The organism is Nocardia sp. NPDC059177 (genome assembly GCF_042755165.1).
Lineage (GTDB): Bacteria > Actinomycetota > Actinomycetes > Mycobacteriales > Mycobacteriaceae > Nocardia.
The window spans coordinates 1-14,362 of record NZ_JBHZBX010000011.1 but is presented as its reverse complement, the minus strand read 5'-3'; the positions used below and the strand labels follow the sequence as shown (position 1 = coordinate 14,362).

Annotated in this window: 17 protein-coding genes; 3 read left to right on the top strand and 14 right to left on the bottom strand. The window is 63.6% G+C overall.

The window, feature by feature from the left end:
- Positions 1 to 46: 46 nt before the first annotated feature.
- From hemQ to hemE, 6 genes are all read right to left on the bottom strand, one after another.
- Complete coding sequence (gene hemQ, locus ACFXK0_RS15820; protein WP_379410991.1) at positions 47 to 742, bottom strand: hydrogen peroxide-dependent heme synthase; 696 nt, start codon at positions 740 to 742, stop codon at positions 47 to 49.
- Positions 743 to 770: 28 nt separating this feature from the next.
- On the bottom strand, positions 771 to 926 hold the full coding sequence (locus tag ACFXK0_RS15815; protein WP_379410990.1) for a hypothetical protein: 156 nt from the start codon (positions 924 to 926) through the stop codon (positions 771 to 773).
- Between the two features lie 52 nt (positions 927 to 978).
- Positions 979 to 2,217 carry a globin domain-containing protein gene (locus ACFXK0_RS15810; RefSeq protein ID WP_379410988.1) on the bottom strand — a complete coding sequence of 413 codons (1,239 nt, stop codon included), beginning with the start codon at positions 2,215 to 2,217 and terminating at the stop codon, positions 979 to 981.
- A gap of 3 nt (positions 2,218 to 2,220) precedes the next feature.
- A complete protein-coding gene (locus tag ACFXK0_RS15805; protein ID WP_379410987.1) occupies positions 2,221 to 2,685 on the bottom strand; it encodes an RrF2 family transcriptional regulator in 465 nt (154 codons plus the stop codon).
- 169 nt (positions 2,686 to 2,854) lie between these two features.
- The gene (locus tag ACFXK0_RS15800) at positions 2,855 to 4,213 is read right to left on the bottom strand and encodes a protoporphyrinogen oxidase (RefSeq protein WP_379410986.1); all 1,359 of its coding nucleotides are present in this window, start codon (positions 4,211 to 4,213) and stop codon (positions 2,855 to 2,857) included.
- Between the two features lie 288 nt (positions 4,214 to 4,501).
- Positions 4,502 to 5,557: a uroporphyrinogen decarboxylase gene (gene hemE / locus ACFXK0_RS15795; protein WP_379410984.1), complete on the bottom strand. Its 1,056-nt coding sequence runs from the start codon at positions 5,555 to 5,557 to the stop codon at positions 4,502 to 4,504.
- A gap of 295 nt (positions 5,558 to 5,852) precedes the next feature.
- On the opposite strand from hemE, the gene ACFXK0_RS15790 reads away from it, so the two are divergent.
- Together ACFXK0_RS15790 and ACFXK0_RS15785 are read left to right on the top strand one after the other, a co-directional pair.
- Positions 5,853 to 6,404 (top strand): DUF3000 domain-containing protein, encoded by a 552-nt coding sequence (locus ACFXK0_RS15790; RefSeq protein WP_379411180.1) that lies wholly within the window; start codon positions 5,853 to 5,855, stop codon positions 6,402 to 6,404.
- Between the two features lie 22 nt (positions 6,405 to 6,426).
- Positions 6,427 to 7,677 carry an HRDC domain-containing protein gene (locus ACFXK0_RS15785; protein WP_379410982.1) on the top strand — a complete coding sequence of 417 codons (1,251 nt, stop codon included), beginning with the start codon at positions 6,427 to 6,429 and terminating at the stop codon, positions 7,675 to 7,677.
- Between the two features lie 5 nt (positions 7,678 to 7,682).
- On the opposite strand, the gene ACFXK0_RS15780 is transcribed toward ACFXK0_RS15785, so the two are convergent.
- The 3 genes from ACFXK0_RS15780 to ACFXK0_RS15770 form a co-directional block, all read right to left on the bottom strand.
- The gene (locus tag ACFXK0_RS15780) at positions 7,683 to 8,486 is read right to left on the bottom strand and encodes a colicin immunity domain-containing protein (protein ID WP_379410981.1); all 804 of its coding nucleotides are present in this window, start codon (positions 8,484 to 8,486) and stop codon (positions 7,683 to 7,685) included.
- 1,006 nt (positions 8,487 to 9,492) lie between these two features.
- Positions 9,493 to 9,717 carry a hypothetical protein gene (locus tag ACFXK0_RS15775; RefSeq protein ID WP_379410980.1) on the bottom strand — a complete coding sequence of 75 codons (225 nt, stop codon included), beginning with the start codon at positions 9,715 to 9,717 and terminating at the stop codon, positions 9,493 to 9,495.
- A gap of 220 nt (positions 9,718 to 9,937) precedes the next feature.
- The gene (locus ACFXK0_RS15770; protein WP_379410979.1) at positions 9,938 to 10,165 is read right to left on the bottom strand and encodes a hypothetical protein; all 228 of its coding nucleotides are present in this window, start codon (positions 10,163 to 10,165) and stop codon (positions 9,938 to 9,940) included.
- Positions 10,166 to 10,282: 117 nt separating this feature from the next.
- On the opposite strand from ACFXK0_RS15770, the gene ACFXK0_RS15765 reads away from it, so the two are divergent.
- On the top strand, positions 10,283 to 10,756 hold the full coding sequence (locus ACFXK0_RS15765; RefSeq protein ID WP_379410978.1) for a hypothetical protein: 474 nt from the start codon (positions 10,283 to 10,285) through the stop codon (positions 10,754 to 10,756).
- Between the two features lie 28 nt (positions 10,757 to 10,784).
- On the opposite strand, the gene ACFXK0_RS15760 is transcribed toward ACFXK0_RS15765, so the two are convergent.
- The 5 genes from ACFXK0_RS15760 to ACFXK0_RS15740 all read right to left on the bottom strand — a co-directional run.
- Positions 10,785 to 11,072, bottom strand: a complete 288-nt coding sequence (locus ACFXK0_RS15760; protein ID WP_379410977.1) for a hypothetical protein — start codon at positions 11,070 to 11,072, stop codon at positions 10,785 to 10,787.
- Between the two features lie 142 nt (positions 11,073 to 11,214).
- Positions 11,215 to 11,877 (bottom strand): hypothetical protein, encoded by a 663-nt coding sequence (locus tag ACFXK0_RS15755; protein WP_379410976.1) that lies wholly within the window; start codon positions 11,875 to 11,877, stop codon positions 11,215 to 11,217.
- Positions 11,878 to 12,175: 298 nt separating this feature from the next.
- Positions 12,176 to 12,895: a hypothetical protein gene (locus ACFXK0_RS15750; protein ID WP_379410974.1), complete on the bottom strand. Its 720-nt coding sequence runs from the start codon at positions 12,893 to 12,895 to the stop codon at positions 12,176 to 12,178.
- A gap of 629 nt (positions 12,896 to 13,524) precedes the next feature.
- Positions 13,525 to 14,019, bottom strand: coding sequence for a hypothetical protein (locus ACFXK0_RS15745; protein WP_379410973.1), 495 nt, complete (start codon positions 14,017 to 14,019; stop codon positions 13,525 to 13,527).
- Between the two features lie 31 nt (positions 14,020 to 14,050).
- The coding region (locus ACFXK0_RS15740; protein ID WP_379410972.1) for a hypothetical protein at positions 14,051 to 14,362 on the bottom strand (312 nt) is incomplete at its 5' end.

Here is a 14,362-nt window from a genome sequence, read left to right as displayed (position 1 = left end):
GAGGAGGGATCGCCGCGCAGCGGCGGTTCGCGCCAGCGCTCCAGAATTACGGCAGCGAGGCGACCAGCTGTTCGACCTCGACGCGGGGGCCGGTGAAGAACGGCACCTCCTCGCGGACGTGCAGGCGTGCCTCGGTGGCGCGCAGGTCGCGCATGAGGTCGACGATGCGGTGCAGTTCCGGGGCCTCGAAGGCGAGGATCCACTCGTAGTCGCCCAATGCCATCGAGCTCACCGTGTTGGCCCGCACGTCCGGGTAGCCGCGCGCTTCCTTGCCGTGGTCGGCGAGCATCTTGCGACGCTCCTCGTCGGGCAGCAGGTACCACTCGTAGGAGCGCACGAACGGGTACACGCAGATGTAGTTGCCCGGGTCCTCGCCGGCGAGGAAGGCCGGGATGTGGCTCTTGTTGAACTCGGCGGGCCGGTGGATGGCCGCGTTGCTCCACACCGGCGCGCTGGCCCGGCCGAGCTCGGTGGTGCGCCGGAAGTCGGCGTAGACGGCCTGCAGGTCCTCGATGCGCTCGGCGTGGGTCCACAGCATGAAGTCCGCGTCGGCGCGCATGCCTGCCACGTCGTAGATGCCGCGCAGCACCACGCCCTTGTCGGCGAGTCCGTCGAAGAACTCCTGTGCTTCCTTGATCGCCGCGGTGCGGTCGTCGCCGAGTACGCCCGGCTGGACCTGGAACACCGAGAACATCAGGTAGCGGATGGTGGAGTTGAGAGCCTGATAATCGAGTCGCGCCATGGTTCCTATCGTGCCACTGTCGTGCCGGTCAGCGTGGGGTGGCCCGGTCCGTTCGCCACGGCCGGTTCTCGTCGGGGCCGAAGATCGAGACGACGGTGCTGACCCGATCGGCCTGGTATTCGACCGGACCGAGGTCGGGGTCGAGGAGGAGGATGCGCTGGGGTGGTGTGTCGCTGGTGGTCACAGCGGGCGATCATGCCGGATCGCTACCGCCGTGACCGGTGACACGCCGGGGTTCAGGCCGGGCAGGTCAGCGCCTGCCAGTCGGTGGGCGTGAACTGTTCGACGTGGATGCGTGCCGCGGGGATGCCCGCGGCCGTGAGCTGGGCGCGGGCGGTGTCGAGGAAGCCGGTCGCGCCGCAGAGGTAGACCTCGGCGCCGGGGGCCAGGGCGATCTCGGTGAGGTCGAGTCGGCCGGTGTGCGCGCCCGGGGTGGGCTCGGCGTACCAGAGGTCCAGGCTCGCGTTCGGCAGGCGGCCGGTCAGCACGCGCATCCGGTCGCGCAGCGGATGCGCGCCGGGGACGGCGTCGGCGTGCAGTACCTGGACCGGACGGTCCGGGGTGCGGGCGGCGAGGTGTTCGAGCACGCCGACCATCGGGGTGCTGCCGATGCCTGCGGAGATCAGCACCAGCGGGGTGTCGGTGTCGAGGTCGACGGTGAGATCGCCGAAGGGCAGAGTGATCTCCAGTTCGGCACCGGCGAAGACGGTGTCGTGCAGGTGGTTCGACACCTCACCGGCCGGGCAGCCCGGCGCCGCCGGAACCCGCTTGACGGCGAATTCCAGCAGCCCGTCGCCGGGGGCGTTGACCAGGCTGTACTGCCGCAGCTGGCGGGCGCCGTCGGCGAGCCGCACGCCGACCGAAATGTATTGTCCGGGCAGGAATTCCGGCAGCGGGCGGCCGGCATCGGTGGCCGCGACGGTGAAGACGGCGGTGCCCGCCGCGTCGTCGGTCCGCCCGGTCACCGTGACCTGACGGAACACCGCGCCCGGTTCGACACCCGCCGCGACGTAGAGCTGTTTCTCCAGGTCGATGAGCGCGTCGGCCATCATCCAGTACACGGCGTCCCAGGCGGCGGCGACCGGTTCGGTGACCACCTCGGCGCCGAGCACCTCGACGATCGCGGCGAACAGGTTGTCGTGCACCACCTGGTACTGGTCGGCGGTGATGCCGAGCGAGGCGTGCTTGTGGCCGATCCGGGCGAGCAGGGCGGTGGGGTGGGGCAGGTCGGGGTCGACCAGGTAGCCGGCGAAGGTGGCGATGGAGGCCGCCAGGGCGCGCTGCTGGCTGCCTTGGGCCTGGTTGCCGCGGTTGAACAGGTCGCGCCGCAGCGCCGGGTGGTGCTCGAACAGCCGGGTGTAGAAGGCGCCGGTGATCCGGTCGATGTTCGCCCCGATCAGGGGCAGGGTCGCGCGGACGGTGTCGGCGTGGACCGGGCTGAGTTCGGGGGCGCCGCGGTGGACGGATGTGGTCATAGTTCACTCCTGGGTATTGCCGGTGCTCGCGCCAGGACGCGCGAGCAGCTGCAGCAAACGCCCGGCGGGACCGGCGACCAGGTCGGCGACGACGTAGCGGTCGAGTTCGGCGTAGAACGCCGCCTTCGCCTCGGCCAGCAGCCGCCGCAACCGGCAGGCCGCGATCAGCGGGCACGGATGCTCGCCGGTGCAGTCGACGATCTCGCGGTCACCCTCGAGTTCGCGCACCAGCGTCCCGACGCCGATCTCACGGCCGGCGGCGGTGAGCGTGAGTCCGCCCATCCGGCCGCGCTGGGCCTCGACCAGCCCCATCGCCACCAAGCGGGTGATGGCTTTGGAGGTGTGCCGCGGCGACGCGCCGACCTGCCGGGCGATGATCCCGGTCGTCACCCGTCCGCTCGTGTCGTCACCGGCGGCGAGCCGCATGACGGCCCGCAACGCGATATCGGTCGAGGGCGAGAGCTGCATGCCTCCGAGCGTATCGGCGCGACAGCCGGTTTCCCCCGTCCGGCGGCCGTGCGATCTATTACGTCCGCCCGTGCGTATTTTCCGTCACCGCGAACTCTCCGCAATCAGCAGGATTCGCCGAGGTCCGCCGGTTCCGCCCGGGTGCGAAGGCCGTGGCCACCGGCCCCGGTCATTCGACCCGGGAGGTCAGTGACTTCGCGATGCGGTCGGCGGCGGCGGTACCGGTGGCGACGCAGGCGGGGACGCCGACGCCGTGGAGGTAAGCGCCGGCGACGGCGAGACCGTCGAGGGGGGCGATGGCGGATTCGAGGGTGGCGATGCGGGTGGTGTGGCCGGGGGCGTATTGCGGGAGGCCGCCGGGCCAGCGTTGGACGGCCGAGGCGACGGGGGTGATCGGGATGCCGGTGACGGTGGACAGATCGGCGACGGCGGCGGCGACGAGGTCGTCGTCGGACCAGGACAGCAGGGAATCGTCACCGAAACGGCCGAAGGAGGCACGGACCAGCGCGACGTCCCGTTCGGCCAGGTGCGGCCACTTGCGGCTGGAGAGGGTGAACGCCTTGGCGCGCAAGGGTTCTCCGGAGGCGACGAGGATGCCGGAGTTGTCGGGCAGCACGGTGTCGCGGGGCAGCGCCAGCGCGACCAGCGCCGAGGACGACAGCTCGATCTCCCCGGCTGCCGCGGCGGCCTCCGGGGCCACGTAGTGCAGGAGACGGGCGGTGACGGGCGCCGGGGTCGCCAGGACGACGGCGTCGACGAGCCCGAGCGGATCGACCACCCATCCGCGCGGCGCGGCGGCGATCCGGGTGGCGGCCAGGGTCGTGACGACGCGCGCTGCCGACGCCTCGGTCAATGCCGCGATCAGTGTGCCGTATCCGTCGCGCAGTCCGCCGAAGACCGGCGCGGTACTCGGGGCGGGCATGGCCTGACGCACGGCGTCGGTGAGGCTGGGCGCACCACCGTCGAGGGCGTCGGCCAGCGCCGGCAGGGCGGCCCGGACGCCGATCGAGGCGCTGATCCCGGCGTAGACGCCGCCCAGCAGCGGGTCGACGCTGCGTTCGACCACCTGCGCGCCGAACCGATCGGCCACCAGGCTGTGCACGGAGACGTCGTCACCGGGTGGCCACGCCAGCGGCCGTTGCGTCTCGGCGGCGACCCGTTCGAGGGTCTCCTCGTCGACCAGCCCGCGCAGTGATTCCGCGTCGGACGGTATCCCCATCAGTGTGCGTCCCGGCAGCGGATGCGCCACCCCCTGCGCCCACACCAGCGGCCGTTTCCCCGCGGGCCGCACCAGCTGATCGTCGAGCCCGAGTTCGCCCATCAGCTCGATCACCTCGGGCCTGCGCCCGACGAAGGCCTCGGCCCCGAGATCCAAAGGTTCCCCGGCCAATTCACCGGTGTGCAGCACGCCACCGAGCCGAGGCCCTTGCTCGACCACGACGATATCGGCGCCCTCCCCCAGCCGCTGCCGCAACCGATACGCCGCGACGAGCCCACTGATTCCGCCACCGATGACCGCGATCCGCATCCCTCGACCGTAGCCGCGTCCCGCCACCGCCGCGCACGCCCACCCGGTTGCACACCTCGGCGCCGGGCGGATACGCCCTGCGAACGAGTACTTCGCGCCGCAGATCGCCGCACCGACCCGGAACGGCGCGTGGCACGCGGCCCGGCACAGCGCGTCGTCCTGGCGTATTCGTGCAATCGAGCCGCTGCCAGTCAGAAAATCGCGTTTCCGACAGCGCATTGCACGAAAATGCCAGTCCGCACGACCGCGGGTCGCACAGCGGGCGGCCCGATAGCCGCGGCCACGCGATTACAGCGAGTGCACCAGCTCGACCAGTGCCGTCAGTACGCCCGGATCGGTATCCGGCAGCACGCCGTGGCCGAGGTTGAAGATGTGCCCGCTCGCGCCGAGGGTGATCGCCTCGTCCGCTTCGCGCGCGATCCGCCGGGTCTCCTGCTCGACCGCGTCGAATCCGGCGAACAGGATCGCCGGATCCAGGTTGCCCTGCAAGCCCTTTCCGGCACCGACCCGCCGCACGGCCTCGGTCAGCGGCACCCGCCAGTCCACGCCCACCACGTCGGCGCCGGCTTCGCCCATGGCGCCGAGCAGTTCGCCCGTCCCGACCCCGAAGTGGACGCGCGGCACCCCGGCGTCGGCGACCTCGGCGAAGACCCGCTCCGAGTGCGGCAGCACGAATTCGCGGTAGTCCGCGAGGGAGAGCGCGCCCGCCCACGAGTCGAACAGCTGGACGGCGTCCACGCCTGCGGCGAGCTGGGCCTGCAGGAAGGCGATGGTGATGTCGGTGAGCGCGCCGAGCAGCGCGTGCCAGGTCTGCGGGTCGGCGTGCATCATCGCCTTGGTGCGCTCGTGCTGCTTGCTCGGACCCCCTTCGACCAGGTAGGACGCGAGGGTGAAGGGCGCACCGGCGAAGCCGATGAGGGGGGTGTCGCCGAGCGCGGCGGTCAGCAGGCGTACGCCTTCGGAGACCGCGCCGACCTCTTCGGGCCGCAGCCGTGGCAGCGCCCGCACGTCGGCCGCGGTGCGCACCGGGGCGGCGATGACCGGCCCGACGCCCGGCACGATGTCGAGGTCGATACCCGCTGCCTTGAGCGGAACGACGATGTCGGAGAACAGGATTGCCGCGTCGACACCGTGCCTGCGGATCGGCTGCATGGTGATCTCACACACCAGTTCCGGGTCGAAGCACGATTCCAGCATGCCGATGCCCTTGCGCAGCTCCCGGTACTCGGGCAGCGATCGACCGGCCTGACGCATGAACCAGACCGGGCGCCTGCTGGGCGTCGCGCCGGTGGCGGCGGCCAGGAACGGGGCATCGGTCAACCGGCGACGGGTGTAAGTGCTCATCACCGCTCATCCTAGGCGACCGGCCCCCGCGCCCTGCCGAGCGTCGAAAACGGACGAACCGCGCATCTCGCCCATGACCCGGCATCCGTCGCGCATCATGCACCGTCAGAGCCCGGAAGATGCGCCCTTCGCAACGCGCACCGCACGCAACGCGCAAGGCGGCGCGCCTCCGCACGCACCGGCCGCCCACCGTCTACGGTTGCTCCTCGTGACACCGCTCGACATCCGCGACGGCGCCGCACCGACCGGGGGAACGCCCCGCGAGCCTGCTTCTTTCCGGGCGGCGGTCGATGCGATGGGCACCGCAACCGTGCACCCCCGAATCGAGCTGGCGCCGATCCGTCCTCCGCAACGGTTGGCGCCGTTCTCCTATGCGCTCGGAGCGGAGGTCACCCACCCGGAGAGCGGCGCGGTGCCCACCGACTCCGAGGGCGACGCGTTCGGCAGGCTGATCCTCCTACACGACCCCGACGGCGACGAGGCCTGGAACGGCGTGTTCCGCCTGGTCGCCTACATCCAGGCCGACATCGACGCCGCCCTCGCCGCCGACCCGCTGCTCCCCGAGGTCGCGTGGAGCTGGCTGGTCGACTCCCTGGAGTCGCGGGGCGAGCCGTTCACCGCGCTCGGCGGCACCGTCACCGCGACCAGTTCGGTCCGGTACGGCGATATCGCGGGCCCGCCACGAGCCCACCAGCTGGAGCTGCGCGCGTCCTGGACGGCCATGAACACCGAGATGCGCCGTCACGTGGAGGCGTTCTGCGAGGTGCTCGCGTTCGCGGCCGGGCTCCCACCCGCCGGCATCACCCATTTGCGACCGGAGTCCTATACCCGCACCGATCTTCCGTGATCGCCACGTAGAGTTCACGTTTATGCCGGTCGCCGAGGAACCAACCGCAGCAGAGCCCCTGCTCGCCCCCGCCGAGGGGGTTCCACCCGTGCTGGCGACCGCCGACGAGGTCGCCGCGGCGGCCAAAACCCTCGCCGCGGGCACCGGCCCGCTCGCCGTCGACGCCGAACGCGCGTCCGGTTTCCGCTACTCCGCGCGCGCATACCTGATCCAGCTGCGCCGCGCGGGCGCAGGCTCGTTCCTCATCGACCCGATCCCCGTCACCGAGCACCTGACCCCGCTCGCCGAGGCGATCAACGACCTCGAGTGGGTCCTGCACTCCGCCGACCAGGATCTGCCCGGCCTCGCCGAACTCGGCCTGCGTCCGGCCCGGCTGTTCGACACCGAACTGGGCGGCCGTCTCGCCGGCTACGAACGCGTCGGCCTGGCCGCGATGGTCGAGAACCTGCTCGGCCGGTCGCTACGCAAGGGCCACGGCGCCGCCGACTGGTCGACCCGCCCGCTGCCCGACGAGTGGCTCAACTACGCCGCCCTCGACGTGGAACTGCTCCTGGAACTGCGCGACACCGTCGCCGCCGACCTCGCCGACCAGGGCAAGCTCGATTGGGCCGCCGAAGAATTCGAGCACGTCCGCACACTCGACCCGCCCACCCCCAAAACCGACCGGTGGCGGCGCACCTCCGGCATCCACACCCTGCGGCGCACCCGCCAGCTCGCCGTCGTCCGCGAACTGTGGACCACCCGCGACGGTCTCGCCCGCGCCCGCGACGTGGCCCCCGCCCGCATCCTGCCCGACTCCGCCATCGTCGCCGCCGCGACCGCCGAACCCCGCACCATCGCCCAGCTGCGCAACCTCCCTGTCTTCGGCGGCCCCCGCCAGCGCCGCTACTCCCGCGACTGGCTGGCCGCCGTCGAACGCGCCCGCACCCTCCCCGACAAGGAACTCCCCCCACTCACCCTCCCCTTCGACGGCCCCCCGCCGGCCAACCGCTGGGAACGCCGCGACCCCGCCGCCGCGGCCCGCCTCGCCACCGCCCGCGCCGCCATGGGCGACCTCTCCACCGAACACGCCATCCCCATCGAAAACCTCCTCTCCCCCGACCTGGTCCGCCGCCTCTGCTGGGACGCCCTCCCCGACTACAAGAACGTCGGCACCCCCGAAGCCCTCGCCACCCGCATCGAGTCCTTCCTCCACACCGGCGGCGCCCGCCCCTGGCAACGCACCCTCGCCGTCCCCGCCCTCACCACCGCCTTGACCCCCACTTCCGAATAGGGCGCCTATCGCAGGCGATTCGCTATCTCCCGCACATGGTCGCGCAATTGTTCCTCGGTGACGTCACCCTCGTCTAGATCCGTTCGATCGATCGCGTACTCGTCGAGCTCATAGAAAACCTGATTCAGAAGAAATTCGATAGGCGCCCGGACTCGCTCCCCACTGCGGAGTTGCCTGCGCCGCCCAGCCAACCATCCACGAGCGAATACCGCGCCATCGATCTCCGCCGCCGCGAATTGGTCCATCAACGAAATCTGTTCACCCACACCCGAGTCCCGCGGAACATCCTCCCGCCGCGCCCAGGTACGTCTGGCGTAGACGCTCCCACCGCCACCGTCGACCGATCCCGGTCGCGGACCGCTGGGAGAAGGCTGACGCTCCCCACTCGACAAGACAGTCCTGGTCGCCAGATCAATACTCCACACCAAGTCCGGCACCCGCCTGCTCTGCGAGTCATCGGTAGTGACAACAACTTCCGCACCAGAACTCGAGCGGAAAGTCATCGAGTCAGCGAAGTCGCGATCTGGCCGCACGGTCAACCGGTCGGCTTCACCGAGCCCGACAGTCAGATCGGTGAATCGAACCTCGCGGGGGACACTGGAAACGCGATCCACGATCGGCTCCGGAATCCCGACCCCCCACTGCAGCCGGTGTACTCGCACATGCACACCGAAGCATGTCCAGGTCCGCGCCGGATCCGGATTGAAGTTCAACTCGACCAACCCGTAGTCACGCCGCATCCACGACTTCTTCGGACCGACTTCCTGATAGAACGCCGACTTCCCCATCACCCGATCCACCAGATCCACACCGACTCCGCCACGAATCCCGAAAAGCGAATCAGTAGCCACCACCTGCGCGAGTAGCTGCCAAAACCTCACCGCCACACAACACCTCCCCCACTCCGCACCTATCGACCATCGAATTCGATGAGGTCGTCGATCGCCGCCCGAAGCCATGCGTAAATCAGGACATTGGGCCTATCGCCGCCGTCCATTCCTGAGCAAATTTTAGCACTGTTGATGCTTGGAGACAGATATGCTGCATGGAGTGGACTTGCATCACTATAGATTTATGTCGTAGGGTATTTCATTTTCGAAGTCGAACAGGGCTCGGTAAGCTGATACGTGATGAGATTTCGGAACCAAGTCGTAGGACTGCTTCAGATCTTCTTTATCAAGTACCCTGAATCCGTACGACTCCAGAAGTCTAAATATCTCCTTCTCGGCTGGACTGCTACCCTTTGTCAAGATCTTTCCTCGTAGGCCTGGCGAATCAGTTGGTATTCGAATTATCAGAGCGAGCCTGCTTACCATCGACAGGCGGATGGCAAGACTCAAATCACCTGGAATAAAGTGCATGAACGATACATCCGTGTTTGTATCGGTGTCATCTATAGCGCCGAAGTTTGCTTTAAGGTCGGCCTCGAGATTTGCATACGGTCGGACTCGAGCTGCATCACTAGAAAATTTGTAGTTTGGCTCCCTTCCGTAGCCGTAGGCATTGCGTACAGCTTGTTGAATATTATTGTGGATCCTAGCACGGGAGGAGCGATCTATCGAAAGCCTTCGGGAATCTGATTCAATTGTTCGGCGACGTTCCAGTCTGCAGGTTTCATCTTCGGGTTGAACCACGGCGAGCCTCTACTGATCCAATTTTGGCGGTATCCGCAGATGCGGCACCGCAGCATCTCATTGTGCTCTTTACTGTGCATGTGTCCCGACAAGAACATTCGACTAGTCAAGGCGATCGGTGCCCTCGAGGACAGTGAGCACCAGTCCGCAGCGGCAGTATGAAAATGGCTCAAGGGACGGTCTACATCGCACGAGATGAAGTGGTCGACGGAAAACCGTTGGGATAGGCTCGAATCGAATAACTGGTACATGCAACCAAACTGTCCACCTCGCCAGATTTCAACGCCAGACACTTGATCCGATCCCATCTCGACTCATCTATCCCCGAAAGCTGGAGTATCTCTACAGACTGAGAACTGTCAGCCAGGTCGATCGTCATGGTTTCAAAAATGGTCTTCATCTTCATCGAAAATACACTGAAGAACCTGACAGATATGAAGGCTGGATCCGAGGATCTGTCGAAGCTGCGCAGCTCCAATTCCGACAGAGACAGGTTGTAACGCCATGGCCTGAATTTGAACCCGAAATGCATCGGAAGACTGCCATCAATGCGTACATATTCACCATCATGTGAAGGGTTTGTCATATCGTCTCCCGCTATGGCGATACAATTCTTTCGATCTTATCTATTCATAGTTGAGGCCCGCATATAACACCAGAGAAATAAAGTTCCAGTCAGTTCCTTCTGGAATGCCCTGGCGTTCTTCTACAAATGCAGCAAGGGACTCCAGGAATCTGGGGATTGTGTTGTTCTCAAACGCGTATGGATCCGCGCTTGCCTTACGATGAAGATCACTCGCAAATTCAACAAATTGGTTGCGATTCTGGATGCCGGGAAATTCTAGCTCGGCCATCGTTCTCCTCCATGAATTTCGATACTCGTTCCACCACTTGCGGTACGGTCAGCCAGCGAGACCGTACTTGACTTCAACCCGTATAATCAATGAAACAGTGGAGAAAGGGCTTGTAGTATGCATTTTCGGATCAAAGCCGGAGAAATGCTACATGGAGAACTTCGTTACGTTGGCCACGAGTACGCCATTGATTTCAATGTCGCCGATTCCTCTGACATTTCGATGAGAATCGGCGGTTCCGGGATGGAAAGCCTGATGGTAAATGAGCTACAGTTGGCGACTTCTGTGGATACCGGGGAAGTGCTGTATCCCTGGGGATACTTGCCTCAACCGGGCTGGAGAATGGCGCAGATCCCTCCTCCGGTGGCAAGCAGCGGCCGCCTCTTCCTCGCCTCGGAGGTAATGTCGCCAGGAGAGCCGAAAGATGTCATTGATGGGAAATGGACGGTGGATTACGATGCTGACACCGGTTGGATCAAGGTGCATCGCGGGGCCAGCGGTGGACAATGTGTATCTATCGCACGAGGGGTCGTACTGGAGATCGTGGAAGGCCTTCTCGAATCGGTCTGGCTGAACCCTGAATTCGACTAGATAGGACCGATTCAGAGGTGTTCGCCAACTACATAGATTCGGGGGACACATTCAACTCCGCCAACACTCGCTCATAATCATCTATATAAAACATATCCACATTGTCTTTGGGGTCCCCGAACAGTGCCAGCAACTCAGCTAAGGCACCGCGCTCGGCCACGCTGACCAAAATTTGACGCTTCACAAGACTGGCACACAGATTATCGACCAGCAAAGTCCATTCACCGACATCGCTGAAAGTTCGGTAGTCAGCCAGAATTTCAGGCTCGAGGCGGTCGGCAAACCGTTCCAGAAGCTCCCGGGAATCGTTGCTCACCTTCGCAAACCTGGCCAACTGCTCGGGAGTGAACTGTCGCCTTTTACGCCTTGCGCTGGGTCTATCATCAGAATCGATCTGTATCACCTGACTCCTGCTGCACGAATTCTCGCGGATGATGACGTCCGCATCCCGGCCGAGACTATCTGTCGGCGGCCGCGGCGTCGACCGGGTTCTTCGACGGCGGCAGGGAGGTGATCGCTCTGGCTACGGTGGCTGTCACCGCCGCTGACAGGTTCTCGTTGTCGGGTCGGCGTCTCCTCATGCCGCGTGGGTCGGGAAGTGTTGTGTAGAAGCGGCCGTGGGACCAGGTGATGGAACTGCCTTCCGCGCCGGCGTACAGCTGATCCAGGTGCCGGACTGTGTCGGGGAGCAGAAGGGTGTTCGACAGATAGAGGTCGAGCGGGAGTCGCAACGACGGTAGGGCGGTCGGGGTCGGGACCGGTTGCTCGATGTCGACGGTTCCGTAGAGGACTCCCGGGACAGCCGAAAGTCTTTGCAGGAGTTCGCGGGTGAACTTCGTTCGGCGTACTGCCGCAGTGATCGCCGACTTGCCGAGATGATCGATCGGGTAGCCGAGCTCCGCAGCGGACAGCACGACCGCGACCGGGAAACGGTCGTGGGTCGACCAGCGGCGGGTGTGCTCGCAGCGCGCGGGGCCGAAGCGAGGGAGCTGGAACAGTTCCGCATCGCCGAACGGCGTCGTCGTGCGGAGGCCGGTTGGGCAGCCGATTGTGCGCAGGATTTCGGCGACACCGTCGAAGGTGTGACCTTCAGGGTGGGTGGAGTAGATCGTCACGGTCACGAACGGCGGCTTCGGCCGGTTCTTCGAGGACGAGTGGCGCCCCGCCCTGTGGTCACTCACCGTGGTTGCCCATTCCTACTCCGTACAGCATTCGATCATGCGTGAACTCGACTTGGCAGCATGCCAACCACAGCCGTTCAGCTTGTGTGAGGTCGCGGATAGATTCATATCCAGTAGGGACATTATTCGATCCTCATGTCTATCCAGTGAACCCCCGCGTACCGCACCGAAGTATTCGGCGTTCCACTACGGCATGGCGAAATTCTGAGCGTTACCATTGAATCGAAAATTATAGTGATCACCAACCGATGCGATCGATATCACATTCGACCATAACATCCCGCAAACGCGAAATAAACTCTGTATCTAGATACTCGACAGAATGCGAAAAATTCAACCATTCCATACTGTGGAGTGGATTCGAATTCATGCTAGAACGGACACAGTCACGAATCGCTGCGATATTCCACCCAAAATATCCACCAGGCCCGTTCGCGGATTCACCGAACGCGCAGTAGAACGCCGTCTCGCTTTCGATATAATGTCCGTTCAAACAGATTTTCCCACTCGAACCGTAGTAGCGCATTTCTAAGCCCCTGGCAGCCCAGGAATTGCCGACAACATTCAGCAAGCCGGTCAGTTCCTCATCGCTGAGACCGATCCACTCACCGAGTTTCCCGGGGAAACCCAACGACCATCTGGCCCAGAACTCTTGCGTCAACGATGAATCTTGGCTCGTGTAGATCTCCAAACTCACATCCGACGTAGAATCCGGGTTCAGCACGAACGTAGCGAGCTTGGGAACCACTCTTCCCGTAGGATACTCGCCGATTCTCCGACCATTTCGATCAAGTACCTCCAACACCGAGAATTCGCGAACATCCTTGCCCAAGTCGATCTCGCGAGCATGCCGAAACGTCACCACCGACGGCCAATCCGCTTCGTCACAGAAGAATCCGGATATATCATCCGACAATACCAATGTGCGCTCGTCTTCGTCATCGATCAGCCGAAACATCGGATATCTGTTCATTCTACGACCACCCGGAGTCCGGAAAATGAGGGGGCTTTGAAGTAGTGGATCTATCAATGAGCGTTCGGTCGCGAGCTATCGCAATCTTTCGGGAATGAGACTCAACTGTTCGGCGAGGTTCCAGTCTGCAGGTTTCATCTTCGGGTCGAACCACGGCGAGCCTCTGCTGATCCAATTTTGGCGGTATTCGGCTACTCCGAACGGCAACGAGTCTTCGAGCCCGAACTCAACGCCGCAGCAGTCGCAGATATCAAAAGTTGGCGTTCTTCCGCCATTGCCCCAAGGGGGCTTCCTCCTGTAATAGTCCGCAGATGCGACACCGCAGCATCTCATTGTGCTGTTTACTGCGCATTGAAGTAATTTATATTCGTCGGTAACTTGTGGGCATCTGGACCGCTTGCAGTGGGGATGAAATAGGCACGGGGGAACTCCATCGCTTCGAAGCGGTGCCAAATTCGTTCGAATTTGGGTCGAACCGAACTATATCACCATTGGACCTTACTTTGACTATTCAAGGTTTTGCTTAAATATTCCGATCAATTTCCGTGCCCAATAAGCATGGAAATTGGAAGGTCGCCGGCAGGCAGGATAGTGCACTAATCGAGCATTATCCATCATGACCGAATGATAATGATCCCAGTCCCTCCGAAGCCATTTATGTCAGAAATATACGGCGACTCATTCGGGTGACATGTGGTCACGGTAACAGCGCCGGTAATGACACGTTCGTCGTAAAGTGCAGGACCTACCGACACATACGAAACCGCCATCGGCGCATTCGAATAGTCCCGTAGCCGAGATATGGCAGCACACCCGAAGGCGATACCCCGTCGGGCGATTGCCTCCGCGCGGCACGGATTGGATACTTCAAGATCTTGATCAGGAATTGCACGCCCGTTAATCGCCGCCTCCGCACTTGTCAGGTCCGAGAAGGCGTCGATTCTGCCACGATAGCTGTCCATGAAGGACTGTATAAACCATGCACCAGTAGAGTGCTGAATCCAGCCAGAAAGTGCCGCCGACTTGAAGGGCTCAACGAGGTCATCGTCGTTCGCTTGCAGATCGACCCCCGCTGGTAGCAGACGGAGAAGAGATTCGTTTAATTCCATTTACACTCCATAGATCAGAGGGACAAGCACATCATTCAGAAAGGAATCTGAGACCTTTTGCAGCCCCCTTCATGTAGTCGGTCCTAGCAAGCTCTTTTTGCAGACTTTTTGGCATTCCTTCAAATTTTCCGGTGTCGAAGTTATATTGATATTTTGGCGCATCGGAAGATTTTACGCCATTTATCTGCTCTTGCAGGTGCATCTGACCAGGCCTACCTCCCGGGTCGGGGTTTTCAACGTCAATCCTAAGACCATGTCTCATGTGGTTGATCGGGCCTTCGCGAGCTTCTTGTATCCGGTCAGCGCGCCGGCCAGTGTGAGGAAGGCGCAGAAGTGAGTGTCC

Bases quoted from the DNA above. Each gene is read 5' to 3' on its own strand.
- hemQ (WP_379410991.1), bottom strand. From the start codon at position 742: ATGGCGCGACTCGATTATCAGGCTCTCAACTCCACCATCCGCTACCTG.
- ACFXK0_RS15745 (WP_379410973.1), bottom strand. From the start codon at position 14,019: ATGGAATTAAACGAATCTCTTCTCCGTCTGCTACCAGCGGGGGTCGAT.
- ACFXK0_RS15770 (WP_379410979.1), bottom strand. From the start codon at position 10,165: ATGGCCGAGCTAGAATTTCCCGGCATCCAGAATCGCAACCAATTTGTT.
- ACFXK0_RS15785 (WP_379410982.1), top strand. From the start codon at position 6,427: ATGCCGGTCGCCGAGGAACCAACCGCAGCAGAGCCCCTGCTCGCCCCC.
- ACFXK0_RS15790 (WP_379411180.1), top strand. From the start codon at position 5,853: ATGGGCACCGCAACCGTGCACCCCCGAATCGAGCTGGCGCCGATCCGT.
- ACFXK0_RS15775 (WP_379410980.1), bottom strand. From the start codon at position 9,717: ATGAAGATGAAGACCATTTTTGAAACCATGACGATCGACCTGGCTGAC.
- ACFXK0_RS15810 (WP_379410988.1), bottom strand. From the start codon at position 2,217: ATGACCACATCCGTCCACCGCGGCGCCCCCGAACTCAGCCCGGTCCAC.
- ACFXK0_RS15750 (WP_379410974.1), bottom strand. From the start codon at position 12,895: ATGTTTCGGCTGATCGATGACGAAGACGAGCGCACATTGGTATTGTCG.
- hemE (WP_379410984.1), bottom strand. From the start codon at position 5,557: ATGAGCACTTACACCCGTCGCCGGTTGACCGATGCCCCGTTCCTGGCC.
- ACFXK0_RS15800 (WP_379410986.1), bottom strand. From the start codon at position 4,213: ATGCGGATCGCGGTCATCGGTGGCGGAATCAGTGGGCTCGTCGCGGCG.
- ACFXK0_RS15805 (WP_379410987.1), bottom strand. From the start codon at position 2,685: ATGCAGCTCTCGCCCTCGACCGATATCGCGTTGCGGGCCGTCATGCGG.
- ACFXK0_RS15765 (WP_379410978.1), top strand. From the start codon at position 10,283: ATGCATTTTCGGATCAAAGCCGGAGAAATGCTACATGGAGAACTTCGT.